General features: G+C 72.6%; 21 protein-coding genes. 18 read left to right on the forward strand and 3 right to left on the reverse strand.

What is annotated here, in order from left to right; genetic code table 11:
* From AB0B29_RS09820 to AB0B29_RS09840, 5 genes are all read left to right on the forward strand, one after another.
* Nucleotides 1–843, forward strand: coding sequence for a carbohydrate ABC transporter permease (locus AB0B29_RS09820; RefSeq protein ID WP_362236354.1), 843 nt, complete (start codon nucleotides 1–3; stop codon nucleotides 841–843).
* A 55-nt stretch (nucleotides 844–898) separates the two neighbouring features.
* Nucleotides 899–3916 carry an FAD-binding and (Fe-S)-binding domain-containing protein gene (locus AB0B29_RS09825; protein ID WP_362236356.1) on the forward strand — a complete coding sequence of 1006 codons (3018 nt, stop codon included), beginning with the start codon at nucleotides 899–901 and terminating at the stop codon, nucleotides 3914–3916.
* A 221-nt stretch (nucleotides 3917–4137) separates the two neighbouring features.
* Nucleotides 4138–5274 (forward strand): lipid II:glycine glycyltransferase FemX, encoded by a 1137-nt coding sequence (locus tag AB0B29_RS09830; protein WP_362236358.1) that lies wholly within the window; start codon nucleotides 4138–4140, stop codon nucleotides 5272–5274.
* Nucleotides 5275–5417: 143 nt separating this feature from the next.
* Nucleotides 5418–6419, forward strand: a complete 1002-nt coding sequence (locus AB0B29_RS09835; RefSeq protein ID WP_436845815.1) for an EamA family transporter — start codon at nucleotides 5418–5420, stop codon at nucleotides 6417–6419.
* Nucleotides 6420–6476: 57 nt separating this feature from the next.
* Entirely contained in the window at nucleotides 6477–7091 is a 615-nt protein-coding gene (locus AB0B29_RS09840; protein WP_362236361.1) for a DinB family protein, read from the forward strand.
* Here AB0B29_RS09840 and AB0B29_RS09845 read toward each other — a convergent pair.
* Nucleotides 7088–8083 (reverse strand): hypothetical protein, encoded by a 996-nt coding sequence (locus tag AB0B29_RS09845; protein WP_362236363.1) that lies wholly within the window; start codon nucleotides 8081–8083, stop codon nucleotides 7088–7090. The genes AB0B29_RS09840 and AB0B29_RS09845 overlap by 4 nt on opposite strands.
* A gap of 204 nt (nucleotides 8084–8287) precedes the next feature.
* Between AB0B29_RS09845 and AB0B29_RS09850 the strand changes: the two genes are divergently transcribed.
* The 9 genes from AB0B29_RS09850 to AB0B29_RS09890 all read left to right on the forward strand — a co-directional run bounded on the left by AB0B29_RS09850 (nucleotide 8288) and on the right by AB0B29_RS09890 (nucleotide 19207).
* Nucleotides 8288–9082 carry a TIGR03084 family metal-binding protein gene (locus tag AB0B29_RS09850; protein ID WP_362236365.1) on the forward strand — a complete coding sequence of 265 codons (795 nt, stop codon included), beginning with the start codon at nucleotides 8288–8290 and terminating at the stop codon, nucleotides 9080–9082.
* 96 nt (nucleotides 9083–9178) lie between these two features.
* Nucleotides 9179–10852, forward strand: coding sequence for an acyclic terpene utilization AtuA family protein (locus tag AB0B29_RS09855; protein ID WP_362236367.1), 1674 nt, complete (start codon nucleotides 9179–9181; stop codon nucleotides 10850–10852).
* The gene (locus AB0B29_RS09860) at nucleotides 10849–12447 is read left to right on the forward strand and encodes an acyl-CoA carboxylase subunit beta (protein WP_362236368.1); all 1599 of its coding nucleotides are present in this window, start codon (nucleotides 10849–10851) and stop codon (nucleotides 12445–12447) included. Before AB0B29_RS09855 ends, AB0B29_RS09860 begins: the two co-directional genes overlap by 4 nt.
* A gap of 10 nt (nucleotides 12448–12457) precedes the next feature.
* Nucleotides 12458–14299, forward strand: a complete 1842-nt coding sequence (locus AB0B29_RS09865; protein ID WP_362236370.1) for an acetyl/propionyl/methylcrotonyl-CoA carboxylase subunit alpha — start codon at nucleotides 12458–12460, stop codon at nucleotides 14297–14299.
* A gap of 44 nt (nucleotides 14300–14343) precedes the next feature.
* Nucleotides 14344–15474: an acyl-CoA dehydrogenase family protein gene (locus AB0B29_RS09870; RefSeq protein ID WP_362236373.1), complete on the forward strand. Its 1131-nt coding sequence runs from the start codon at nucleotides 14344–14346 to the stop codon at nucleotides 15472–15474.
* Nucleotides 15475–15512: 38 nt separating this feature from the next.
* Nucleotides 15513–17081: a 4-coumarate--CoA ligase family protein gene (locus AB0B29_RS09875; RefSeq protein WP_362236376.1), complete on the forward strand. Its 1569-nt coding sequence runs from the start codon at nucleotides 15513–15515 to the stop codon at nucleotides 17079–17081.
* The gene (locus AB0B29_RS09880; RefSeq protein ID WP_362236379.1) at nucleotides 17078–17812 is read left to right on the forward strand and encodes an enoyl-CoA hydratase family protein; all 735 of its coding nucleotides are present in this window, start codon (nucleotides 17078–17080) and stop codon (nucleotides 17810–17812) included. Before AB0B29_RS09875 ends, AB0B29_RS09880 begins: the two co-directional genes overlap by 4 nt.
* The gene (locus AB0B29_RS09885; protein ID WP_362236381.1) at nucleotides 17800–18411 is read left to right on the forward strand and encodes a TetR/AcrR family transcriptional regulator; all 612 of its coding nucleotides are present in this window, start codon (nucleotides 17800–17802) and stop codon (nucleotides 18409–18411) included. Before AB0B29_RS09880 ends, AB0B29_RS09885 begins: the two co-directional genes overlap by 13 nt.
* Nucleotides 18412–18628: 217 nt before the next feature.
* Nucleotides 18629–19207: a hypothetical protein gene (locus tag AB0B29_RS09890; protein WP_362236384.1), complete on the forward strand. Its 579-nt coding sequence runs from the start codon at nucleotides 18629–18631 to the stop codon at nucleotides 19205–19207.
* Nucleotides 19208–19219: 12 nt separating this feature from the next.
* On the opposite strand, the gene pdxH is transcribed toward AB0B29_RS09890, so the two are convergent.
* Complete coding sequence (gene pdxH, locus AB0B29_RS09895) at nucleotides 19220–19888, reverse strand: pyridoxamine 5'-phosphate oxidase (protein WP_362236387.1); 669 nt, start codon at nucleotides 19886–19888, stop codon at nucleotides 19220–19222.
* Nucleotides 19889–20173: 285 nt separating this feature from the next.
* Between pdxH and AB0B29_RS09900 the strand changes: the two genes are divergently transcribed.
* The 3 genes from AB0B29_RS09900 (at nucleotide 20174) to AB0B29_RS09910 (ending at nucleotide 23601) form a co-directional block, all read left to right on the forward strand.
* Complete coding sequence (locus tag AB0B29_RS09900; protein ID WP_362236390.1) at nucleotides 20174–21274, forward strand: citrate synthase 2; 1101 nt, start codon at nucleotides 20174–20176, stop codon at nucleotides 21272–21274.
* Between the two features lie 358 nt (nucleotides 21275–21632).
* Nucleotides 21633–22049, forward strand: a complete 417-nt coding sequence (locus tag AB0B29_RS09905) for a RidA family protein (RefSeq protein ID WP_362236393.1) — start codon at nucleotides 21633–21635, stop codon at nucleotides 22047–22049.
* Nucleotides 22050–22203: 154 nt separating this feature from the next.
* Nucleotides 22204–23601: a PAS domain-containing protein gene (locus tag AB0B29_RS09910; protein ID WP_362236396.1), complete on the forward strand. Its 1398-nt coding sequence runs from the start codon at nucleotides 22204–22206 to the stop codon at nucleotides 23599–23601.
* A 269-nt stretch (nucleotides 23602–23870) separates the two neighbouring features.
* Here the strand turns inward: AB0B29_RS09910 and AB0B29_RS09915 are convergent, their stop codons facing one another.
* Complete coding sequence (locus tag AB0B29_RS09915; protein ID WP_362236399.1) at nucleotides 23871–24626, reverse strand: SIS domain-containing protein; 756 nt, start codon at nucleotides 24624–24626, stop codon at nucleotides 23871–23873.
* A gap of 271 nt (nucleotides 24627–24897) precedes the next feature.
* Here AB0B29_RS09915 and AB0B29_RS09920 point away from each other — a divergent pair, with 271 nt between their 5' ends.
* Nucleotides 24898–25590 (forward strand): metal-dependent transcriptional regulator, encoded by a 693-nt coding sequence (locus AB0B29_RS09920; protein ID WP_362236401.1) that lies wholly within the window; start codon nucleotides 24898–24900, stop codon nucleotides 25588–25590.
* Nucleotides 25591–26072 lie beyond the last annotated feature (482 nt).

Consider the following 26072-nt stretch of genomic DNA (forward strand, 5'->3'; position numbering starts at 1 on the left):
ATGGCCATGACCCGTACGCCCGTGCGCCGCGTCCTGGACTACACCGTCCTGAGCGTCCTGGCGTTCGTCTTCGCCCTCCCCGCGCTCTACCTCTTCCTCGGCAGCCTCAAGCCGTCGGACGAGGTGCTGAACGGCCTGTCCGGCTTCCTGCCCACCCACCTCTCCTTCGACAACTACACCGCCGTCCTCGACAGCCTCAACTCCGAGAGCACCGGCTACTTCTGGCAGTTCATGGGCGTGTCGGTGCTGCTGTCGTTCGTGGTGGTGGCGGGCGGGCTGATCGTCAACTCGATGGCGGCCTACGGGCTGACCCGGCTGAAGTGGCGTGGGCAGAACGCCGTGTTCACCCTGGTCCTGCTGCTGATGCTGATCCCGTTCGAGTCGGTGGCGGTACCGCTGTTCTACCTGTTCAACGGACAGCGCAACACCCTCTTCATCCAGGCGCTGCCGTTCGTCGCCAACGCCTTCGCGATCTACCAGTTCCACACGTTCTTCAAGAAGATCCCGCCGAGCATCGAGGAGGCGGCGCGGCTGGACGGGGCGGGTCCCTGGCGCACCTTCTTCGCGATCATCGTGCCGATGTCCAGGCCGGTGTTCGCCTCGGTCGCGATCCTCACCTTCCTCATCCAGTGGGGCTCCTTCCTGTGGCCGGTGCTGATGGTGTCCGACCCGTCCGTGCGCCCCCTGCCGCTGGAGATGAGCGTCTTCCAGGGCCAGCAGCCGCCGGACTGGGGCCAGATCCTCGCCTTCGGTGTGCTGCTGGTGCTGCCCGTGCTGATCGTCTTCGCGTTCTTCCAGCGCTGGTTCGTCGCGGGCGTGGCGAGCTCCGCAGTGAAGGGCTGAGCCGCCGGGGGCGCCCCGGGCCGTCACTGTCAGTGGCCGGGTGCATGCTGGACGCATGACGGATGTCGGGGATCTGGCCGCCCTCGAGGCGGAGCTGCGCCGGGCCGTCCGGGGTGACGTGGGGTTCGACGTCACGTCCCGGGCGCTGGTCACCATGGACGCCTCCAACTACCGGCGGGTGCCCCTGGGGGTGGTCGCTCCCCGTGACGCCGACGACGTGGCGGCTGTCCTGGGAGTGTGCCGGGAGCGGGGGGTTCCGGTCGTCGCGAGGGGCGGTGGCACGTCGATCGCCGGGCAGGCGACGGGCACGGGCGTGGTGCTGGACTTCACCCGGCACATGAACCGCCTCGTGTCGCTGGACGCCGAGGGGCGCACGGCCGTCGTGCAGCCGGGGCTGGTGCTCGACCGGCTCCAGGAGGCCGCCGCCCCGCACGGCCTGCGGTTCGGGCCCGACCCGTCCACCCACAGCCGCTGCACCCTCGGCGGCATGATCGGCAACAACTCGTGCGGCTCGCACTCCGTGGCGTGGGGGACGACCGCGGACAGCGTGCGGGAACTGGACGTCGTCACCGCGCGCGGCGGGCGGCTGCGGCTCGGGCAGGACTGGGCCGGGGCGCCGGACGGCCTGCGCGCCCTGGCCGAGGGAGAACTGCGGCGCCTGCGCACCGGCTTCCCGGAGCTGCCCCGCCGCATCTCCGGGTACGCGCTGGACGCCCTGCTGCCCGAGCGCGGCGCCGACGTGGCCCGCTCCTTCTGCGGCTCCGAGGGCACCCTCGGCGTCCTGACGGAGGCGGTCGTACGCCTGGTCGAGGCGCCACGCGCGCGTGCGCTGGCCGTGCTGGGCTACGCCGACGAGAGCGCGGCGGCGGAGGCGGCGGCCGGACTGCTGCCGCTCGGGCCGCTGACGGTGGAGGGCATGGCGGCGGACCTGGTGCCGTCCCCGCAGGCGCTGCCGCGGGGCGGGGCCTGGCTGTTCGTGGAGACCGGCGGGGAGTCGGCGGGCGAGGCACGCGCGCGGGCGGAGGCGATCGTGCGGGCCGCCGACGTCCTGGACGCGCTCGTGGTCACCGACCCGGCGGGGCAGCGCGCACTGTGGCGGATCCGGGAGGACGCGAGCGGTACGGCGACGCGCATGCCGGACGGCACCGAGGCGTGGCCGGGCTGGGAGGACTGCGCGGTACCGCCCGCCCGGCTCGGCGCGTACCTGCGGGACTTCCGGTCACTGATGGCGGCGCACGGACTGCGCGGCACGCCCTACGGGCACTTCGGGGACGGCTGCATCCACGTCCGGATCGACTTCGACCTCCTCACCGAGGCCGGTGTCGCCCGCTTCCGCCGCTTCTCGGAGGAGCTCGCGGAGCTGGTGGTGGCGCACGGCGGGTCGCTGTCCGGGGAGCACGGCGACGGGCAGGCGCGGGCGGAGCTGCTGCCGAAGATGTACGGGGCCGAGATGGTGGGGCTGTTCGAGCGGGCCAAGGGCGTGTGGGACCCGGACGACCTGCTCAACCCCGGGATGCTCGTGCGCCCCGCGCCCCTCGACGCGGACCTGCGCTTCTCGGTGCTGCCGCGCGAACCGGTCGACGTCGCCTTCGGTTACCCCGCCGACGGCGGTGACTTCCCGGCGGCGGTGCGGCGCTGCGTGGGCGTCGCCAAGTGCCGTACGACGTCGGTGTCCGGCTCGGGCGTCATGTGCCCGTCCTTCCGGGCGACGGGCGCGGAGGAGCACTCCACACGCGGGCGGGCCCGGCTGCTGCACGAGATGCTCGCCGGTGAGGTGGTGAGGGACGGCTGGCGCTCGACCGAGGTCCGGGACGCGCTGGACCTGTGCCTGTCCTGCAAGGGCTGCCGGTCGGACTGCCCGGTCGGGGTCGACATGGCCACCTACAAGGCGGAGTTCCTGCACCAGCACTACGCCGGGCGGCGCCGGCCCGCCGCGCACCACTCGATGGGCCGGCTGCCGGTGTGGCTCCGGGCGGTGTCCCGCACCCGCACGGCCCGGCTGGTCAACGCGCTGTCCGCGGTACGGCCGTTCGCCCGGGCGGCGAAGCGGCTGGGCGGGATCGCGCCCGAGCGGGAGATCCCACGGCTGGCGACGCGGACGTTCAGCGGGTGGTGGGAGCGGCGCAGGGCAGGGGGCGGCGGTGCCGGTGCAGGGGGCGCGGCCGGTGGCGGCGCACCCGCTCACGGCGGTCCCGGAGGCACAGGGCAGGGGCCGCTCGTCGTTCTGTGGCCCGACACCTTCACCGAGCACCTCTCGCCGGGCGTGGGGCAGGCCGCCGTGCGGGTGCTGGAGGCGGCCGGGCTGCGGGTGGCGTTGCCGCCGACGCTGCGGCTGGAGAAGCCACCGGTGGGCGACGGCAGGACGGTCGCCCTCGACCCGCTGTCCCTGCTGCGCGGCCGGGGCCGGGTCTGCTGCGGACTGACGTACGTGTCGACGGGCCAGCTGGACCGGGCCCGGGCCGTCATGCGCCGCACGCTCGACCTGATGGAACCGGTGCTGGAGACCGACGCGCCGGTCGTGGTCCTGGAACCGAGCTGCGCGGCGGCCCTGCGCACCGACGTCCCCGAGCTGCTGCACGACGACCCGCGTGCCGCCCGCCTCGCCGCCAAGGTCCTCACCTTCGCCGAGACGCTGGAGCGCCACGCCCCCGGCTGGAGGCCGCCGCGCGTGGACCGTCCGGTGGCCGGGCAGACCCACTGCCACCAGCACGCGGTGCTCGGCGACGCCGCCGACCGCCGGCTGCGGGAGGCGGCCCTGCTCACCGGCGAACTGAGCGGCGGCTGCTGCGGCCTCGCGGGAAACTTCGGCTTCGAGAAGGGCCACTGGGAGGTGTCCACCGCCTGCGCGGAGGAACAGCTGCTGCCCTCGGTGCGGGACGCCCCGGACGGCACGGTGGTCCTGGCGGACGGCTTCTCCTGCCGCACCCAGCTGGAGCAGCTGGCGGGTGTACGGGGCAGGCACCTGGCGGAGGTACTGGCCGAGGCGCTGGACGGAAACGCCGGGCACGACGGGGCGGACGGGAACGCCGCGCGAGACGGGGCGGACGGAAACCCCGCGCGAGACGGGGCGTGAGGCTTTTTCGGGCCACGGGGAGGCTCGCTGGGGGCGGGCCTGGGGTCGGTGTTTCGGGCCATGGGGCCGGCGGTCTTGCAGGTGAGGCTTCCAGGCTGTGAGGCGTTCGGGCCACGGGGTCGGTGGAGCGAGTGTCTGAGCCGGGGGAGGGCCGACGCCGCTCCTAGGCTCGCGGGACCAGTCACTGCCCGTCGAGGGCCGCTGCTAGAAGGAGCCCGCGCATGAGCGTCCGCGTCCAGCCGATCACCCGTGACGAGCACCTCGCGTTCGTCACGGCCCGCCCCTCCGCCAGCCACACCCAGCTCCCGTCCTGGGGCGAGGTGAAGCCCGACTGGAAGGCGGAGAGCCTCGGCTGGTTCGACGACGGCGGACAGCTCGTCGGCGCGGGACTGGTGCTGCTGCGTCCGCTGCCCGGGCCACGACTGCCGGGGCTGCCGCCCTACCTCGCGTATCTGCCCGAGGGCCCGCTCCTCGACTGGCACGGGCCCGACCTCGACCGTCTGCTGGAGCCGATGCTCGCGCACCTGAGACGACGGGGCGCCTTCGCGGTGCGCATGGGCCCGCCGGTCGTGGTGCGCCGCTGGAGCGCCGAGGCGGTCAAGGCGGCGATCGCGGACCCGGCCGCCCGGCGGCTGCGCGACGTGCGGGCGACGTCGTACGAACCGCGGGCCGGCCAGGTCGCGGACGGTCTGCGCCGCATGGGCTGGCGGCAGTCCGAGGCCTCCGGTGACGACGGCTTCGCCGCGGGACAGCCCCGCTACGTCTTCCAGGTGCCGTTCACCGGCCGGTCGCTGGAGGACATCCACAACGGCCTGAACCAGCAGTGGCGCCGCAACATCAAGAAGGCGGAGAAGGCCGGCGTGAAGGTCGTGCGCGGCGACGTGGCGGACCTGCCGGCCTTCCACGAGCTGTACTGCGAGACCGCCGAGCGGGACCGCTTCATCCCGCGGCCCCTGCCGTACTTCCAGCGCATGTGGAGCGCGCTCACCGCGGAACACCCGGACCGGATGCGGCTCTACCTCGCCCACCACGACGGCGAGGTGCTCGCCGCGGCCACGATGCTGACCGTCGGCGACCACGTCTGGTACTCCTACGGCGCCTCCACGAGCCGCCGCCGCGAGGTCCAGCCGAGCAGTGCCGTGCAGTGGCGCATGATGACCGACGCGCACGCACTGGGCGCCGCCGTCTACGACCTGCGCGGCATCACCGACACCCTGGAGGAGTCCAGCCACCTGCTGGGCCTGCTCCGCTTCAAGGTGGGCACCGGCGGCGAGGCCGTGGAGTACCTCGGCGAATGGGACTACCCGCTCAACCGGCTGCTCTACAAGGCGTTCGACCTCTACCTCTCCCGGCGGTGAGGCCTCAGGACCCCTCCCCGCGGTGACGTCTCACGCCGCGAGACAGAGGCAAAAGGGGTTCACGCACCTGACGGAGTCCATTACCCTGGACCGTGCAGTGCACCGGGATGTACGGTGTGTGTGTCCGGGTGTACGCACCGCACATGCCGCCCGACCCGGACACCGACCCCCGAGCCCAGGACCCGCCCGTGACCACGCCGGAGACCGCCGCCACACCCCAGTCCACGACCGGCGCCGCCGCACCCGCGGCCGGCCCGGGCCGGCTCGGCTCGCTCGGGCCCGTGGGCCTGGTGCTCGCCGGCGGCGTCTCCGTGCAGTTCGGCGGCGCGCTGGCCGTGACGCTGATGCCCAGGGCGGGTGCGCTCGGCGTCGTGGCGCTGCGCCTGCTGGTCGCGGCCGTCGTCCTGCTCCTGGTCTGCCGCCCGCGGTTGCGCGGCCACTCGCGCACCGACTGGGGCACAGTGGTCGTCTTCGGCGTCACCATGGCCGCGATGAACGGCCTCTTCTACCAGGCCGTCGCACGCATTCCGCTCGGCCCGGCGGTCACCCTGGAGGTCCTCGGGCCGCTCGCCCTGTCGGTCCTCGCCTCCCGCCGCGCGATCAACGTCGTCTGGGCGGCCCTCGCCCTCGCCGGTGTCTTCCTCCTCGGCGGCGGAGGCTTCAGCGATCTCGACCCCACGGGTGCGGCCTTCGCCCTGGGGGCCGGCGCCATGTGGGCGGCGTACATCGTCTTCAGCGCCCGCACGGGCCGCCGCTTCCCGCAAGCGGACGGGCTGGCCCTGGCGATGGCGGTCGGGGCGGTGCTGTTCCTGCCCCTGGGCATCGCCGAGTCGGGGACGAAGCTGCTCGACCCGGTGACGCTGGGCCTGGGTGCGGCGGTCGCCCTGCTCTCCTCGGTCCTGCCCTACACCCTCGAACTCCTCGCCCTGCGCCGCCTGCCCGCCTCCACCTTCGCGATCCTGATGAGCCTCGAACCGGCCATCGCCGCGACGGCCGGCTTCCTCATCCTCGACCAGGCCCTCAGCGCCGCCGAGGCCGCCGCGATCGCCCTCGTCGTCGCGGCGAGCATGGGCGCGGTGCGCACCCAGGTGGGGCCGGGGCGGAGGAAGAAGGCGGCGCTGGAGAGCACGGGGCTGGAGGGCTAGGAGCGGGTCTCGGTGACCGGCAACCCGGTTGTCAGTGGCCGGTGCAAGACTGCCCGCATGACCGCACCCGACCCCAAGGCCGACCTCCTCCGCTACCTCCAGGACGCTCGTGACGCCCTGCTCTGGAAGCTCGACGGGCTCTCGGAGTACGACGTCCGCCGCCCCCTGACACCGACCGGCACCAATCTGCTGGGCCTGGTCAAGCACGCCGCGGGGGTGGAGCTGGGGTACTTCGGCGACACCTTCGGCCGGCCGTTCTTCGCCGAGGACCCACCGTCCTGGTGGTACACGCAGGACGCCGAACCCAACGCCGACATGTGGGCCACCCCGGACGAGTCCCGCGAGGACATCGCCGGGCTGTACCGGCGGGCGTGGGAGCACGCGGACGGCACGATCGGGGAGTTGCCGCTGGACGCCACCGGGCACGTCCCGTGGTGGCCCGAGGAGCGGCGGGAGACCACACTGCACCACATCCTGGTGCGCGTGATCGCCGACACCAGCCGTCACGCCGGCCACGCCGACATCGTGCGCGAACTCATCGACGGGGCGGTCGGCCTGACCCAGGCGAAGGACAGCATGCCCCCGGGCGACCGGGCCATGTGGGAGGCCCATCGGCACCGGCTGGAGGCGGCGGCGAGGGAGGCGGACAAGGCCGCCCCAACACAGGCCTAGCGCACCAGCATCCCCCGCACGTCGATGCCGTACCGTGCCCGCAGCCGCCGCAGCTCCCACAGCCCCACCGCCGTCACCGACAGCGGCGCCCCGAGCAGGAACACCACCCGCACCGGCCCCGGCACACCCGCGTACGCCCCGGTGAACAGGTCGATCAGCGTCATCTCCCAGACCAGTGTCATGGCGAGCAGCGGCGGCATCGTCTGGTGGATGTCGGCCGTGCGGAACACGTGCAGCAGGCCCAGGCCGACACCCCACGCGATGAACGGCAGCACCCACACCAGGATGAGCACGATGACCACCCAGGTGACCGCGGTCATCGCCGGGTTGGTGGCGAACCGCCCGTCGACGAAGCCGGTCAGCACCGTCAGCGGGAACACGAACACCGCGGCGATCAGGGCCAGCATCGCGCCGACCGGCTTGGCGGCCCGGCGCAGCAGGTCCCGGCGGGCGGACGGCGCGGTCAGGGCCAGCAGCACGCCCACGACCACCGGGAACGTCACGGACAGCACCAGCACGTTGGACCACGACTGGTCGAGACGGTCCTCGGCGACATCTCCCAGAGAGCTGCTGACCTTGTAGCTCACCGACACCCACACCACCGCGGCCAGACCCACCACCGTCCGGATCTTCTGCATGCGCGCGATGAAGGCGTCCTCGACGAGATCCGGCCGGGACGGCCTGAACACCCGGCGCGCGGTGTGAATGGGTCCGATCCGCCGCCGCAGCCGGGCGACGGGGCCGGGCGGCGGCGGGGGAGCCGGGTGCGGCATGTAGGGGTGCGGCACCTGGGGCGGGTATCCGCCCCCGGGCGGCGGCACCTGGGGCGGATAACCACCCCCGGGCGGCGGCACCTGAGGCGGATACCCACCACCCTGCGGCGCGTACGGCCCTGGTGACGGCGGCGGTGGACAGGGCCCGGGCCGGGGCGGATACGGCTGCTGACCGTTCGGGTCGTACGGCGGCTGCCCGCCCGGATTCCAGGTGCTCATTCTTGTGTCTCCCCCGACGCGTGACCGATGGAACGAGCGCGACCCAGAGTGTATTGATCGCGCCGCCGAAGAGCACGCTTCCGGCCACCGCCACAATTTCATGCAAGCACGCTTGATTGTTTCTGACCCCGCTGCCATGCTCCTCAGCACGCCGCACCACCCCGCACCACCCCCGCACACCACCGTGCCCCGAGGGGAGCGCCCGTGTCCGATCCAACGCCCGTGATCGACGATCTGCGCGAGGAAAGCGAGGAACTCGACCGCCTCGTCGCCGGGTTGCCTCCGCAGCGCTGGTCGCTCGCGACCCCCGCGCCCGGCTGGACCGTGGCCCACCAGATCGCCCATCTCGCCTGGACGGACCGCTCGGCCCTGCTCGCCGTCACGGACGCCGACGGCTTCCACACCCTGGTCGAGAAGGCCCTCGCCGCGCCGGACTCGTTCGTCGACGAGGGCGCCGAGGAGGGCGCCGGACTCCCGCCCGGCGAGTTGCTCGCCCGGTGGCGTGAGGGCCGTACGGCACTGGAGGAGGCACTGCGGGCCGCCCCGCCGAAGGCGCGCTTCCCCTGGTACGGCCCGCCCATGTCGGCCGCCTCCATGGCGACGGCCCGCCTGATGGAGACCTGGGCCCACGGACAGGACGTGGCTGACGCCCTTGGTGTGGTGCGCCCACCCACCGACCGGCTGCGGCATGTGGCCCGGCTCGGGGTGCGGACCCGGGACTTCGCCTACGGCGTGCACGGCCTGACCCCGCCCGCCGACCCGTTCCGCGTCGAACTGCGCGCCCCCTCCGGCGACCTGTGGGCCTACGGCCCCGAGGACGCCGCGCAGCGCGTCACCGGCCCCGCCCTGGACTTCTGCCTCCTGGTCACCCAGCGTGCCGATCGCGCCGACCTGGCCCTGCGCGCCCACGGCCCCGACGCCGACCGCTGGCTGGACCTCGCGCAGGCCTTCGCGGGCCCGCCGGGCAGCGGACGCCCACCTAAGGAGCCGGGCTCGTGACACCCGAGCGCGGCGGGGCAGTCGGGCTCGTGACGCCCGACACAGCGGCGAGGCCCGGCTCATGACGTCCCGGTGCGGCCACAGGGAGGTGGCCTCGTGACGGCGGCCCTCCGCATAGGCAACGCCTCCGGCTTCTACGGCGACCGCTTCGACGCGATGCGCGAGATGCTCGCCGGCGGCGAACTCGACGTCCTCACCGGCGACTACCTCGCCGAGCTGACCATGCTCATCCTCGGCCGGGACCGCCTGAAGGACCCCGAAGCCGGATACGCCCGCACGTTCCTGCGGCAGCTGGAGGACTGCCTGGGGCTCGCGCACGAGCGGGGCGTCAGGATCGTCACCAACGCGGGCGGGCTCAACCCGGCCGGACTGGCCGACGCCGTAGGGCACTTGGCCGACCGGCTGGGCCTACCCGTACGCGTCGCCCATGTGGCGGGAGACGACCTCACCGCCGCCCACCCGGGCTCCCTCGCCGCCCACGCCTACCTCGGCGGCTTCGGCATCGCCCGGTGCCTGCGGGCGGGCGCCGACGTCGTCGTCACCGGCCGGGTGACGGACGCGGCCCTGGTCACCGGACCGGCCGCCGCCCACTTCGGCTGGACCCCGCAGGACCACGACCGGCTCGCGGGCGCGGTGGCCGCCGGGCATGTCCTGGAGTGCGGGGCGCAGGCCACCGGCGGCAACTACGCCTTCTTCCGGGACGGCGACGTCCGCCGCCCCGGCTTCCCGCTCGCCGAACTGCACGAGGACGGCAGCTGCGTCATGACCAAGCACCCCGGCACCGGCGGTTTCGTCGACGTCGGCACGGTCACCGCGCAGTTGCTGTACGAGACGACCGGTGCCCGGTACGCGGGGCCGGACGTCACCGCGCGGCTGGACACCGTACGGCTGAGCCAGGACGGGCCCGACCGGGTGCGCATCGAGGGCGTGCGCGGGGAGGCACCGCCGCCCACCCTCAAGGTCGGCCTCAACCGGCTCGGCGGCTTCCGCAACGAGGTCGTCTTCGTGCTCACCGGCCTCGACGTCGAGGCCAAGGCCGCCTTGGTGCGGGAGCAGCTGGAACCGGCCCTCGCCGAAGTGGCCGACGTGCGCTGGGAGCTGGTCCGCACCGACCGCCCCGACGCCCCCAGCGAGGAGACGGCGAGTGCGTTGCTGCGGCTCGTCGTGCGGGACCCCGACCAGCAGGTCGTCGGACGGGCGCTGAGCGGCGCGGCCGTGGAGCTCGCACTCGCCAGCTACCCCGGCTTCCATGTGCTCGCCCCACCCGGAAAAGGCTCGCCCTATGGGGTCTTCGAGGACGTGTACGTCCCCCATGGTGAGGTCGACCATGTGGCCGTCCTCCATGACGGGCGCCGGATCCCTGTGCCACCGGCCCACGACACGGCCGTACTCGAGGCGGTGCCGCAGCCGCCCCTGCCGGAGCCTCCGGAGCCCGGGCCCACCCGGCGCGCCCCCCTCGGCCTCGTCGCGGGCGCCCGCAGCGGCGACAAGGGCGGCAACGCAAACGTCGGGGTGTGGGCCCGCACGGACGACGCCTGGCGATGGCTCGCCCACGAGCTGACCGCCGACCGGTTCCGGGAGCTGATCCCCGAGAGCCGCGAGCTGACCGTCGTACGGCACATGCTGCCGAACCTGCGTGCCCTCAACTTCGTCGTCGAGGGGATCCTCGGCGCCGGCGTCGCCGCGCAGCACCGCTTCGACCCGCAGGCCAAGGCCCTCGGCGAGTGGCTGCGCTCCCGCCACCTGGAGATACCGGAGGCCCTCCTGTGACCGTCCTGACCTCCGCGCTCGACACCAACGGCCCGGACTACGCCGCCAACCGCGAGACGATGCTCGCCAAGCTCGCCGCACTCGACGTCGAGCACGCCAAGGCCCTCGCGGGCGGCGGCGAGAAGTACGTCGCCCGGCACCGGAAGCGCGGCAAGCTCCTCGCCCGCGAGCGCATCGAACTGCTCCTCGACCCCGACACGCCGTTCCTGGAACTGTCCCCGCTGGCCGCCTGGGGCAGCGACCACACCGTCGGGGCGTCCCTCGTCACCGGCATCGGGGTCGTCGAGGGCGTGGAGTGCCTGATCACCGCCAACGACCCGACGGTGCGCGGCGGCGCGAGCAACCCCTGGTCGCTGAAGAAGGCCCTGCGCGCCAACGACATCGCGCTCGTCAACCGGCTGCCCTGCATCAGCCTGGTGGAGTCCGGCGGCGCGGACCTGCCGTCGCAGAAGGAGATCTTCATCCCCGGCGGCGCGATCTTCCGTGACCTCACCCGGCTGTCCGCCGCCGGAATCCCCACCCTCGCGGTCGTCTTCGGCAACTCCACCGCCGGCGGTGCCTACATCCCCGGCATGTCCGACCACGTGATCATGGTCAAGGAGCGGGCGAAGGTGTTCCTCGGCGGACCGCCGCTGGTGAAGATGGCGACCGGGGAGGAGAGCGACGACGAGTCCCTGGGCGGCGCCGGGATGCACGCGCGCACCTCGGGCCTCGCCGACTACGTCGCCGTCGACGAGCCGGACGCCCTCCGGCAGGCCCGCCGCGTGGTCGCCCGCCTCAACCACCGCAAGGCGTACGGAGATCCGGGCCCGGCCGAGCCGCCCACGTACGACGCGGAGGAGTTGCTGGGCATCGTCCCCGGCGACCTCAAGAGCCCCTTCGACCCGCGCGAGGTCATCGCCCGGATCGTCGACGCCTCCGACTTCGACGAGTTCAAGCCGCTGTACGGGACGAGCCTGACCACCGGCTGGGCCACCCTCCACGGTTATCCCGTAGGAGTGCTGGCGAACGCCCGAGGGGTCCTCTTCAGCGAGGAGTCGCAGAAGGCCGCCCAGTTCATCCAGCTCGCCAACCAGCGCGACATCCCCCTGCTCTTCCTGCACAACACCACCGGTTACATGGTCGGCAAGGAGTACGAGCAGGGCGGCATCATCAAACACGGCGCGATGATGATCAACGCGGTCAGCAACAGCCGCGTGCCCCACCTCTCCGTCCTCATGGGCGCCTCCTACGGCGCCGGCCACTACGGCATGTGCGGCCGCGCCTACGACCCGCGCTTCCTGTTCGCCTGGCCCAGCGCCAAGTCGGCCGTCATGGGCCCGCAGCAGCTCGCGGGCGTGCTGTCGATCGTCGCCCGCCAGTCGGCCGCCGCCAAGGGACAGCCCTACGACGAGGAGGCGGACGCGGCACTGCGCGCCATGGTGGAACAGCAGATCGAGTCCGAGTCGCTGCCGATGTTCCTGTCCGGGCGGCTGTACGACGACGGCGTCATCGACCCGCGCGACACCCGAACCGTCCTCGGCCTGTGCCTCTCCGCGATCCACACCGCCCCCTACGAGGGCGCGCGCGGCGGCTTCGGCGTCTTCCGGATGTGAGGAACCTTCAGTGATCACTTCTGTGCTGGTCGCCAACCGGGGCGAGATCGCCTGCCGCATCGTCCGCACCTGCCACGACCTGGGCATCCGCACGGTCGCCGTGCACTCGGACGCCGACGCGACCGCCCTGCACGCGCGCGTGGCGGACACGAGCGTACGACTTCCGGGGGATGCGCCCGCCGACACCTATCTGCGCGGCGACCTGATCGTGAAGGCCGCCCTCGCCGCCGGGGCGGACGCCGTGCACCCCGGCTACGGCTTCCTCTCCGAGAACGCCGGCTTCGCCCGGGCCGTCGTGGACGCGGGCCTGCGCTGGATCGGCCCGCCCCCGCAGGCCATCGAGGCCATGGCGTCCAAGACCCGCGCCAAACAGCTCATGGGTATCCGGACCCTCGGTGACGTCACCGAGTCCGACCTGCCCGTGCTGGTGAAGGCGGCGGCCGGGGGCGGCGGCCGCGGCATGCGCGTCGTACGCCGACTCGCGGATCTGCACGCCGCGTTGGTCACCGCACGGGCCGAGGCCGCGAGCGCCTTCGGCGACGGCGAGGTGTTCGTCGAGCCGTACGTGGAGAACGGCCGCCACGTCGAGGTGCAGATCCTCGCCGACACCCACGGCACGGTCTGGCCCCTCGGCACCCGCGACTGCTCCCTGCAGCGCCGCCACCAGAAGGTGATCGAGGAGGCCCCGGCCCCCGGCCTGTCCCCGGAACTCGACGAGGAGGTCCGCGCCCTCGCCGTACGGGCCGCCCGGGCCGTGGACTACGTGGGCGCCGGCACGGTCGAGTTCCTCGTCGCCGACGGCCGGGCGCACTTCCTGGAGATGAACACCCGCCTCCAGGTCGAACACCCCGTCACCGAGGCCGTGTTCGGCATCGACCTGGTCGCGGAGCAGATCCGGATCGCCGAGGGCCACCGCCTGGCGGCCGAACCGCCACGCGCGCGTGGTCACGCCGTCGAGGCCCGCCTGTACGCCGAGGATCCGGCCCGCGACTGGTCCCCGCAGACCGGCACCCTGCACCGCCTGAGCGTCCCGGCGCCCGTCCGCCTGGACACCGGCTACACGGACGGCGACGAGATCGGCGTCCACTACGACCCCATGCTCGCCAAGGTCGTGGCTCACGCCCCCACCCGTCCGGAAGCCCTGCGCACCCTGGCGTCCGCCCTGGAACGGGCCGCGGTCCACGGCCCCGTCACCAACCGCGACCTCCTGGTCCGCTCCCTGCGCCACCCCGAGTTCACCGCGGCCCGCATGGACACCGGCTTCTACGACCGCCACCTGCCGGACCTGACGGAGCCGTCCCCCGATCCGCACGCCCCGCTGGCCGCGGCCCTCGCCGACGCCCAGGGCCGCTCCCGCTTCGGCGGCTGGCGCAACGTCCCCTCCCAGCCGCAGACCAAGCGGTACCTGATGGCGGGCGAGGAGTACGAGGCCCGCTACCGGCACACCCGGCAGGGCCTGGAGGCGGACGGGGTACGGGTGGTGCACGCCGACGCGCACCTGGTGATCCTCGAGGTGGACGGGGTGGAGCGGAAGTACGAGGTCACCCGCTACGGCACGCAGGTCTACGTCAACACCACCGCCCTGACCGCCCTGCCCCGCTTCCCCGACCCCACCACCCAGCACGCCCCGGGCTCCCTCCTGGCCCCCATGCCGGGCACGGTCGTCCGAGTCGCCGACGGTCTGAGGGCCGGCGTGCCCGTGACGGTCGGCGAGCCCCTCCTCTGGCTGGAGGCGATGAAGATGCAGCACCAGATCACGGCCCCCATGACGGGAACGCTGACCGACTTGTGCGCGGTACCGGGCCAACAGGTGGAGCCGGGCATGTTGCTGGCGGTTGTGCAGCAGACCTGAAGGGGCGCGGGGAACTGCGCGCTCAGCCACGACGAAGGAGTCACATGACCGCGATCGAGACCCAAGGCCACAAGGCCCTACGAGAAGCCGTCTCCGCACTCGGCAAACGCCACGGCCGGGAAACGGACCCCACCCAACTCTGGTCCGAGGCAGGCAAACTCGGCTACCTCGGAGTCAACCTCCCCGAGGAGTACGGGGGCGGCGGCGGAGGAATCTCCGAACTCTCCCTCGTCCTAGAAGAACTCGGCGCCGCGGGCTGCCCCCTGCTGATGATGATCGTCTCCCCGGCCATCTGCGGCACGGTGATAGCCCGCTTCGGCACCGACGCCCAAAAGCAACAGTGGCTCCCCGGCCTCGCCGACGGCACCCGCCTCATGGCCTTCGGCATCACCGAACCCGACGCCGGCTCCAACTCCCACCGCATCACCACCACGGCACGAAGAGACGGCACCGACTGGTTCCTCACCGGCCGCAAAGTCTTCATCTCCGGCGTGGACATCGCCGACGCGACCCTCATCGTCGGCCGCACCGAAGACGCCCGCACCGGCCGCCTCAAGCCCTGCCTGTTCATCGTCCCGCGCGACACCCCCGGCTTCACCCGCCGCCCCATCGACATGGAACTGAACGCCGCGGAGAAGCAGTTCGAACTGGTCCTGGACGACGTACGGCTGCCCGCCGAAGCCCTGGTCGGCGACGAGGACGCCGGCCTCCTCCAGCTCTTCGTCGGCCTCAACCCCGAACGCATCATGACCGCCGCCTTCGCGATCGGCATGGGCCGCCACGCCCTCGCCAAGGCCGTCGAGTACGCCCGCGACCGCACCGTCTGGAACACCCCCATCGGCGCCCACCAGGCCATCGCCCACCCTCTGGCCCAGGCGCACATCGACCTCGAACTCGCCCGCCTGATGATGCAGAAGGCCGCCGCCCTCTACGACGCGGGCGACGACACGGGCGCCGGAGAGGCCGCCAACATGGCCAAGTACGCGGCAGGGGAGGCCTGTGTGAAGGCGGTCGACCAGGCCGTGCACACCCTCGGCGGCAACGGCCTCACCCGCGAGTACGGCCTGGCCCGGCTGATAACGGCCGCGCGCGTGGCTCGTATCGCCCCGGTGAGCCGGGAGATGATTCTCAACTACGTCTCCCACCAGACCCTGGGCCTGCCCAAGTCGTACTGAGGACCCTGAGACGGCCCGCGCGCGAGGAGGAACCAGCCATGTTCCGCAGCGAGTACGCAGACGTCCCACCCGTCGACCTGCCCATCCACGACGCCGTCCTGGCCCGGGCCGCAGAGTTCGGTGACATCCCGGCTCTGATCGACGGCACCGACGGCACCACCCTCACCTACGAGCAGATCGACCGCTTCCACCGGCGCGTCGCCGCCGCCCTCGCCGAGGCCGGGGTCCGCAAGGGCGACGTCCTCGCCCTGCACAGCCCCAACACCGTCGCCTTCCCGACCGCCTTCTACGCGGCCACGCGCGCGGGTGCCACCGTCACCACCGTGCACCCGCTCGCCACCGCCGACGAGTTCGCCAAACAGCTGCGGGACTCCGCGGCCCGCTGGATCGTCACCGTGTCACCCCTGCTGAACACCGCCCGGCGCGCCGCCGAACTCGCGGGCGGCGTACGGGAGATCTTCGTGTGCGACAGCGCGAGCGGCCACCGCTCCCTGATCGACATGCTCGCCTCGGCAGCCCCCGAGCCACGGATCGACATCGACCCCGCCGAGGACGTCGCCGCCCTGCCGTACTCCTCCGGGACCACCGGCATCCCCAAGGGCGTGATGCTCACGCACCGGCAGATCGCCACCAACCTCGCACAGCTCCACCCGGCGATACCCGCGGGCCCGGGAGACCGCATCCTGGCGGTTCTTCCCTTTTTCCACATATACGGCCTCACGGCTCTGATGAACGCCCCGCTGCGGCAGGGCGCCACCGTCGTCGTCCTGCCCCGCTTCGACCTGGAGCAGTTCCTCGCGGCCATCCAGAACCACCGCATCTCGGCCCTCTACGTGGCCCCGCCGATCGTCCTGGCCCTCGCCAAGCACCCGGCCGTCGCCCAGTACGACCTGTCGTCCCTGCGGTACATCATCAGCGCCGCCGCACCCCTGGACGCCCGCCTCGCGGCCGCCTGCTCCCAGCGCCTCGGCCTGCCGCCCGTCGGCCAGGCCTACGGCATGACCGAACTCTCGCCCGGCACGCACGTCGTCCCCCTGGACGCCGTGGAAGACGCCCCGCCCGGCACCGTCGGCAAGCTCATCGCCGGCACGGAGATGCGCATCGTCTCCCTCGACGACCCCGGCAAGGACCTCCCCGCCGGCGCGTCCGGCGAGATCCTCATCCGCGGCCCCCAGATCATGAAGGGCTACCTCGGCCGCCCCGACGCCACCGCCGCGATGATCGACCCCGACGGCTGGCTGCACACCGGGGACGTGGGCCATGTCGACGAGGACGGCTGGCTGTTCGTCGTCGACCGCGTCAAGGAACTCATCAAGTACAAGGGCTTCCAGGTGGCGCCCGCCGAGCTGGAGGCCCTCCTCCTCACCCACCCGGGCATCGCCGACGCCGCCGTCATCGGCCGGTACGACGCCGACGGCAACGAGATCCCGCACGCCTACGTCGTCCGCCAGCCGTCCGCCGCCGATCTCACCGAGGCGGAGATCATGATGTACGTCGCCGAGCGCGTGGCCCCCTACAAGCGGATCCGCCACGTCACCTTCATCGTCGGCGTCCCCCGCGCGGCCTCCGGCAAGATCCTCCGCCGACAGCTCAGGGAGAGCACATGACGCTGATCGCCCGTACCCGTGCCCGTGCCGTGGAGACCCTGTCCCTCGACGCGCCGCACCACCGCAACGCCCTGTCGGCGGCCCTCGTCGGCGAACTGGCCGACGCGCTCACCGACGCCGGCAAGGACCCCGGCGTCCGCGCGATCGTCCTCACCCACACCGGCAACACCTTCAGCGCCGGCGCCGACCTCAAGGACCCCCCACCGCCCGAGTCCCTGGTCGCCCTGCTGCGGCAGATCGTCGAACTGCCCAAGCCGGTCGTCGCCCGCGTCACCGGCCACGTCCGCGCGGGCGGCCTCGGCCTCCTGGCCGCCTGCGACATCGCCGCCGCCTCCACGCAGGCCACCTTCGCCTTCACCGAGGTCCGCATCGGCGTCGCCCCCGCCGTCATCTCCCTGCCGATCCTGCCCCGCGCCGATCCCCGTGCCCTGGCCCGCCACTACCTCACCGGCGAACGCTTCGACGCGGCGGAAGCGCAGGCGACAGGCCTGCTCACCGCCTGTGGGGACGACGTCGACACGGTCCTCGACCCCATCCTCGACGGTCTGCGCCGCTCCGCCCCCGACGCCCTGGCCGAGACGAAACGGCTGCTCACGGCTAGGGTGCTGGAAGCCTTCGACCGGGACGCCGCGGACCTGACCGCGCTCTCGGCCCGGCTGTTCTCCTCCCCGCAGGCCCGCGAGGGGATGACGGCCTTCCTCGAACGACGGGATCCGGCATGGGTGGTGTGAGCACGGCCGACCGTGCGGAGAGAGTCCCCAAGCAGGACCGCAGCCGGGCCACCCGGCAGCGGCTCCTGGAAGCCGCCGTGTCCTGCCTCGCCGAACACGGCTGGGCGGGATCCACCGTCTCCGTGGTCGCCGAACGCGCCGGCGTCTCCCGCGGCGCCGCCCAGCACCACTTCCCCACCCGCGAGGACCTCTTCACGGCGGCCGTCGAATACGTCGCGGAGGAACGCTCCACCGCCCTGCGCGCACTCTTCCCCGACGGCGCGGCCGGCGACCGCCACGCCGTCGTCGCCGCCCTGGTCGACCTCTACACCGGCCCCCTCTTCCGCGCCGCCCTCCACCTGTGGGTCGCCGCCTCCAACGAGGAGCAGCTGCGGCCCCGCGTCACCGAACTCGAATCCCGCGTCGGCCGCGAGACCCACCGCATAGCCGTCGACCTCCTCGCCGCCGACGAGTCCGCCCCCGGCGTCCGCGAAACCGTCCAGGGCCTCCTCGACATGGCCCGCGGCCTGGGCCTGGCCAACCTCCTCACGGACGACGCGGCCCGCCGGGAACGGGTGGTCGCGCAGTGGGCGGGGCTGCTGGAGGAGACGCTGGGCTGAGGGCGGTGATGCTCCTATTGCTGTCAAGTGGCTCGGAGCCAGTCGCGATAGACGTGAGCGAGGTCGTCGTCCCTGCTGAGTCCCATGAGAACAGGTCCCGGCGGCCGGACAGAACAACGCGAAGACAGCCCAGCAGGGCGTCAGTCAGTGCCCGGGTCACGACCACCGGAACCCGAGTATCAGCATCAATGTCAGTGCCGGGGCCTACGGTTCCGGCATGGGTGATCACTTCCAGACGATCGTCGACCTCGACGCGAACGGGGCGGACGCCGACCGTCTGGCCCGACGGGTTCTCGCAGCGCTCGTCGAAGAGGGCATCGTCCTCGCCGACCTGACCGACTGCGTCCTGGGACGGCCCCTGGGGCACCCGCCCGGCCCGAACTGGTCACGGGCGGTGGCGGGAAAGGCCGCCCAGAGCCCCTGCGACGGTCTCGCCGTGCACCTCGGCCGCAAGGTCTTCCACGGCTGCCCGGGGGGTCTGGAGGCAGCCGTCTGCCCGCGCTGCTCGACCACGACCCGCCTGGTCGACGACGCGTGGGCGATGATCGACGAGGCTTGGACACCCTTCGCCGACGCCATCGGCACCTGGTCCGCCACCGGTGCGGCCCAGGTCCGCTGCCCGGCCTGCGCCCGTCAGGTCCCGCTGCGCGACTGGGCCTGGACCGACGACTACTTCGCCTTCGCCCACCTCGGCTTCGAGTTCTGGAACTGGCCCGAGCTCACACCGGAATTCCGCAACCGCGTGGCCGCGCTGCTCGACGGACACCGCACCCGGTACGTCCGGGGAAAGATATGAGGCCCGGCTCCCTCAGGGACTGAGCCGCTCCACCCGCCAGCTGCCGTCCGGCTGCTCCACGTACCGCAACCGGTCGTGCAGCCGGTTCTCCCGGCCCTGCCAGAACTCCACCGTCTGCGGGGCCACCCGGAAACCGCCCCAGTGCGGGGGCACCGGCACCTGCTCGCCCTCCGGGTAGCGGGCGGCCAGCTCGGCGTACGCGGTGTCGATGTCGGCCCGGGTGGAGATCACCGAGGACTGGGCGCTGGCCCACGCGCCCAGCTGCGAGCCGTGCGGGCGGGTGCGGAAGTACGCCGCCGTCTCGTCCCGGCCGGTGCGCCGCGCGACCCCGGTCACGATGACCTGCCGTGCCATCGGGTGCCAGGGGAACAGCAACGAGACGTACGGGTTCTCCGCCAGGTCACGCGCCTTGCGGGAGTCGTAGTTCGTGTAGAAGACGAAGCCCTGCTCGTCGAAGTGCTTCAACAGCACCGTACGGGCGCTCGTCCGCCCCTCGGCGTCGGCCGTCGACACGATCATGGCGTTCGGCTCGAACAGCCCGCCGTCCGTCGCGGCCTGCTTGAACCAGCGCGCGAACTGCTCGACGGGCGTCGCGGCCAGGTCGGTCTCGGAGAGCCCGTCGGCCCGGTACTGCTTGCGCATCGAGGCCAGATCGAAGGGGACGTCGTCGCGGTCGGTCACCCGGTCATCTTGCCGTACGGACGGTGTCCTTCGTCACTGCATGGCACTGAGTGCCGTGACCCCTCCCCAAGCGTGGCACTCGGGGATATCGTTTCCGTGCCGTTCCGATTGGATGACCGCCTGCCGTACGGGGCATCACAGGGGCAACCGGCCAGGACCGCGAGTCGCCGTACACGACCGTGGATCCCGTGGACGGCGCACGCTTCGCCAGCTGACTGACACATGGTTCGTTCGCCCCACCCCACATCGACACCATCTGTCACTTACATCACGAGGAGCCGCCTGATGTCCGACTTCGTACCCGGGCTCGAGGGAATCGTCGCGTTCGAGACGGAGATCGCCGAACCCGACAAGGAGGGCGGCGCGCTCCGGTACCGCGGCGTCGACATCGAGGACCTCGTCGGCCACGTCTCGTTCGGCAACGTCTGGGGCCTCCTCGTCGACGGCGCCTTCAACCCCGGCCTGCCACCCGCCGAGCCGTTCCCCATCCCCGTGCACTCCGGCGACATCCGCGTGGACGTCCAGTCCGCCCTGGCCATGCTGGCGCCGGTCTGGGGCCTCAAACCCCTCCTCGACATCGACGCCGAGCAGGCCCGGGCCGACCTGGCCCGAGCGGCCGTCATGGCGCTCTCCTACGTCGCCCAGTCCGCCCGTGGCCAGGGCCTGCCGATGGTCCCGCAGCGGGAGATCGACAAGGCGCAGTCCGTCGTCGAGCGCTTCATGATCCGCTGGCGCGGCGAGCCGGACCCCAAGCACGTGGCGGCGGTGGACGCGTACTGGACGAGTGCCGCGGAGCACGGCATGAACGCCTCCACCTTCACGGCCCGCGTGATCGCCTCGACCGGCGCGGACGTGGCGGCGGCGCTTTCCGGCGCGGTGGGCGCGATGTCCGGCCCGCTGCACGGCGGCGCCCCCTCCCGCGTCCTCGGCATGATCGAGGAGATCGAGCGCACGGGCGACGCGGAGGCCTACGTGAAGAACGCGCTCGACAAGGGCGAACGCCTGATGGGCTTCGGCCACCGCGTCTACCGCGCCGAGGACCCCCGCGCCCGGGTCCTGCGCCGTACCGCCCGCGAGCTGGGAGCCCCCCGCTTCGAGGTCGCCGAGGCCCTGGAGAAGGCGGCCCTGGCGGAACTCCACGCCCGCCGCCCCGACCGCGTCCTCGCCACGAACGTCGAGTTCTGGGCGGCCATCGTCCTGGACTTCGCCGAGGTCCCGGCGCACATGTTCACGTCCATGTTCACCTGCGCCCGCACCGCCGGCTGGTCCGCCCACATCCTGGAGCAGAAGCGCACGGGCCGCCTGGTCCGCCCCTCGGCCCGCTACGTCGGCCCGGGCACCCGCGACCCCCGCGAGATCGAGGGCTACGAGGACATCGCCCACTGACCCACCCCCACACGGCCTCACCCACCCCCGGGTGAGGCCGTCCCCACGCCCCCCCGGGCACCTCAGAAACGCAGGCGACCCGCGAGTCTGGTTCCTCCGGGGAGGAGCCGGCCGGACGTACCGGCGACTCGCGGGTCGGGTGACTGCTTGAGATTGGGCCGGCTGCGCGCTTCGATCACGCGCTGGCTCGGCACCGCACTGAATGTGGTGACGGGCCGCTAGCCCGCAGCCACCTCTTCCGTCCGGTATCCATACATCTGCCGAACCACCTCCCTTCTGAAGTGCTTGCAACCCTAGAAACCGTTCGGCCTCGGATCAACCTGTTTTTTTGCGACCTTGACTTTGAGACCTTGATTCCATGACGCAGCGGCGGGCGATTCTCAGTGGTTCGGTGTTCGAGGAGCGGATCGGGTACGCCCGGGCCGTCGTGGACGGGGACCAGGTGCATGTGTCGGGGACGACCGGGTTCGACTACGCGCAGATGACGATCTCCGAGGACGTGGTGGAGCAGGCCGAACAGTGTCTGCGCAACATCGGGGCCGCGCTGCAGGAGGCCGGGTGTTCGTTCGCGGACGTCGTGCGGGTGCGGTACCTGCTGCCCGAGCGGGAGGACTTCGAGCCGTGCTGGCCGGTGCTGCGCAAGTGCTTCGGAGAGGTGCGGCCGGCCGCGACGATGTTGGTGTGCGGGCTGGCGGACCCCCGTATGAAGATCGAGATCGAGGTGTACGCGCGGCGGGGGAGCGGCGCCGACCGGGCTGCCGATGGCCCCGGATGAACGTTTCTGTTGCGTTGACGTGGGCATTGCCGCAGTACAACGATTCCTTCAATGTTGTGGGAACTCGGTGTGCGCTGGGTCACGTTCGAGTTGAATGATTGCAAGGAGCGAACCGACGTGCCGTACGTGCGGACGCAGCCTGCAGGGGGTCCAGGTGAGTGCTTCCCGGCGTAGTGGGACCACCGACGAGCTGGGGCCGGACGAGCCCGAGCGGGACAGTTCGGATGGTTCGGATCTGCTTGCCGCTTTGCTGGACGGCATGGACGCGGCCTTGTGCGCGTTCGACGCCGACGGTGTCGTGACGCACTGGAACCGCGAGGCCGAGCGGATCCTCGGGTGGAGTGCGGACGAGGCCGTGGGGCGGCGCGGGCTGGCCGGATGGGCCGTGCGCAGTGCGGACGCCGAGGAGGTCGAGAGCCGGCTGCTGTCGTCGATGCACGCGCCCGGCAGGCAGGTGCACGAGTTCGCTCTGCTGACCAAGGACGGCGGGCGGGTCCTCGTGCGGACCCAGTCGGCGGCGGTGCGCGGGCCGGACGGAAAGCCGGCGGGTGTGTACTGCGCGTTCAGCGAGGTGCACACGCAGATCGATCTGGAGCGGTCGATCGCGCTGAGCGAGGCGCTGTTCGAGGACGCCGGCTGGGGTGTCGTGCTGGTGGACGTGGACCTGCGGCCGGCGGTGGTGAACGCGCACGCGGCCCGGGCGCTCGGCACGGGGCGTACGACGGTGCTGGGCCGGCCGCTCGGGGAGCTGCTGTCGCAGGGCGTGGAGGAGCTGGAGAGCGCGCTGCAGCACGTGCTGGCGGAGGGTGCGCCACCGGCTCCCGCCGAGGTGTGGGTGAGTGTGCGGACGCCGGAGGGGGAGCGGCGGCGGTGCTGGCGCAGCGGGTTCCTGCGGCTGGCCTCACCGCTCGCGGAGGAGCCGGTTCCGCTGGGTGTGGGCTGGCTGTTCCAGGACGTGACGGAGGCCAAGCAGGCCGAGCAGGAGGCGTCCCTGCTGCGGTTCCGTACGCAGCAGCTGCACCGGGCGTCGCGGGCGGCGGCCGAGTGCGAGGACCCGGCCGAGGCGGCGACGGTCCACCTGGACTTCGCCCTGGCCGGTTTCGCCGACCACGGGCTGATCGACCAGGTTGCCGGCGGTGCGCTGACCGACGCGGAGGCCGAGGGCCCCGTCCGGCTGGTCCGGGTCGCCGCCACACCCTCCGGCGCGCCGGGGCCGAGCCGGCTGTCGGGACACGCGAGCCTGCCCGTCCGCTACGCCGAGGGGCACCCGGCCCTGCAGTGCGTGGAGCGGGTGGGTGCCCTGCGCGCGAGTGCGGGTGCGGCCCGGCCGGAGGCGGCCCGGGAGTGGGCCCTGGCCCGCCAGTGGCCCGCGGACGCGGTGCACGCCCTGTGCGCGGTGCTGCGCAGCCGGGGCCGGACCCTGGGCGTCGTCACGTTCCTGCGCGGCGCGGGCCGCAACGCCTTCGAGCGCTCCGACGCGCTGTACGCGGAGGACGTGGCGGTCCGGATCGCGGCGGCGCTGGATCTGGCGGGGATGTCGGGCGGGGAGTGAACGGATGGTCGGGCGGGGAGTGAACGGGTGGTCGGGCGGGGAGTGAACGGGTGGTCGGGCGGGGAGTGAACGGGTCGTCGGCGGGGAGTGAGAGCGCCCGCCGCAAGCCCGGTTACTGCCGGTGCCGGACGGACCCGTTCTGCGGGCTCCGACGCCGGTGACGACGCCGTCCCGGTCCGCCGGCCTTGCGGTGCCGGTGGCCGGCGCGGGGCCGGGCCGCTCGGTCCCTGCCGTGTCGGTGGAGACGCCGGCCCGCGCCCTGTCTGACTTCAGTACCGGTAGAAGATCCGGTCGCGGTACTGCTCCATCACCCGGGTGTTCCAGTCGTGGCCGCCGTCGACGTTGCCGGAGCGCAGCAGGGGCGGTTCGATGCCGCGGTCGGCGAGGGTGGTGGCGGTCGTCGCCATGACGGCCTGGAGGAGGGCCGAGGTGACGACCGTCGAGGCCGGGGCGAAGGGGGACGGGATGTCGTCGTGGGTGAGTTCCGCGTCGCCGACCGCGATCTTCGAGTCGAGGACGAGGTCGCAGTGGTCCTTCAGATACGTCCCGGAGGCGTGCCGGGACTTCGTCTGCGAGGCGTAGGCCACCGAGGTCACGCCGATGACCTTCACGCCCAGGGCGCGGGCGTTCATGGCCATCTCCACGGGCAGCGCGTTGCGCCCGGACAGGGAGATGATCAGCAGGGCGTCGCCCTCGCGGAGCGGGGAGGTGTCGAGGACGGCGCTCGCGAGGCCGTCGACGCGTTCCAGGGCGGAACCGAGCGGTGCGGGCATGACGTCGACGCCGACGACACCGGGCACGGCGAGCAGGTTCATCAGCGCGAGGCCGCCGGCGCGGTAGACGAGGTCCTGCGCGGCGAGGGAGGAGTGCCCGGCGCCGAAGGCGAAGAGCCGGCCGCCGGCCGCGACGGTGTCGGCGAGGAGCGTCCCGGCCGCCGTGATGCTGTCGGTCTCCTCGTCGCGGAGCCGCCCCAGCAGGCCGATCGCGGCGTCGAGGAACTGGCCGGCCGGCGCGCGGTCGCTCATACGGGGTCCCTTCAGGCTGGCCTCGGCGGCTTGTGCCGCGCATCACGGTGCGGTCTGGACCAGTGCGGTGTCAATACGGCCGTGCGTGCCTCGCGCCGAGCGCCGGGGCGGCCCCGGGGCAGAAGTCCGTACCCTTGCGCGCGGCCGGGTAATCCCCCGCTTCGCCTCCGGCGGCACGGTTGTCGGTGGTATCCGGCAGAATTGGTTGCAGGGCCAGCGCACACGCCGGTGAGCCGTCCAGCCTCCGGCAGATCTCATTCGAGGGGCACGTATGTCCGGACTGATCGACACCACGGAGATGTATCTCCGCACCATCCTCGAGCTGGAGGAAGAGGGTGTGGTCCCCATGCGCGCCCGTATCGCCGAGCGGCTGGACCAGAGCGGGCCGACCGTCAGCCAGACCGTGGCGCGGATGGAGCGCGACGGCCTGGTGTCCGTCGCCACCGACCGGCATCTGGAGCTGACCGACGAGGGCCGCCGGCTGGCCACGCGCGTGATGCGCAAGCACCGCCTCGCCGAGTGTCTGCTCGTCGACGTGATCGGTCTGGAGTGGGAGCAGGTCCACGCGGAGGCGTGCCGCTGGGAGCACGTGATGAGCGAGGCCGTGGAGCGCCGCGTCCTGGAGCTGCTGCGGCACCCGACGGAGTCGCCGTACGGCAACCCGATCCCGGGTCTGGAGGAGCTGGGCGAGAAGGACGGTGCCGACCCGTTCCTGGACGAGGGCATGGTGTCGTTGGCCAGCCTCGACCCGGGCGCCGAGGGCAAGACGGTCGTGGTGCGCCGGATCGGCGAGCCGATCCAGACGGACGCGCAGCTGATGTACACGCTGCGGCGGGCGGGCGTGCAGCCCGGCTCGGTGGTGAGTGTGACCGAGTCGGCGGGCGGGGTGCTGGTGGGCAGCGGCGGCGAGGCGGCCGAGCTGGAGTCGGACATCGCCTCCCACGTGTTCGTCGCCAAGCCCTGAGCGGCCCGTTTCCCTCATCCATCACCCGGCGCATGCCGGCCACCATCCGCTGCCGGTCAACTCCCGCTCCGCACGCGGCCCTTGGCCGTTGGCGTGATCCGGACCGAATCCGGCGTTCAGTCCGCGGAATCGCAGCGCTCGCCCGATTCCCGTGCGACGCTGTCGCGTGAGGCATATGACCTGAGGGGCTCTTGGCCGCGGCTCGACAGTGATGCCGCCCGGCCGGGGAGGGGGCAGGAGGATGTGCCGTGAGGACGCGGAGGGCCCCGGCGCCGTGTGGCGCCGGGGCCTGTCCTCCCCTGTGCTGACCCGGAGCCCCGAGCTCTCAGGGTCATTCCCCTCGGACCGGTTTCCCCGAGCGGTCCGCCTCCCGCTGAAGATCTCCCCTCGACAGCGGCGATCAATCCCCGAGGATGGTCACTCGAACGAGGGGTGTTGCCCGCGAGAACCTCATCCTCGAATGCGCATTCGATAGTCTGCGG

Origin of the sequence: Streptomyces tibetensis, assembly GCF_040647715.1 — a bacterium.
Lineage (GTDB): Bacteria > Actinomycetota > Actinomycetes > Streptomycetales > Streptomycetaceae > Streptomyces > Streptomyces tibetensis_A.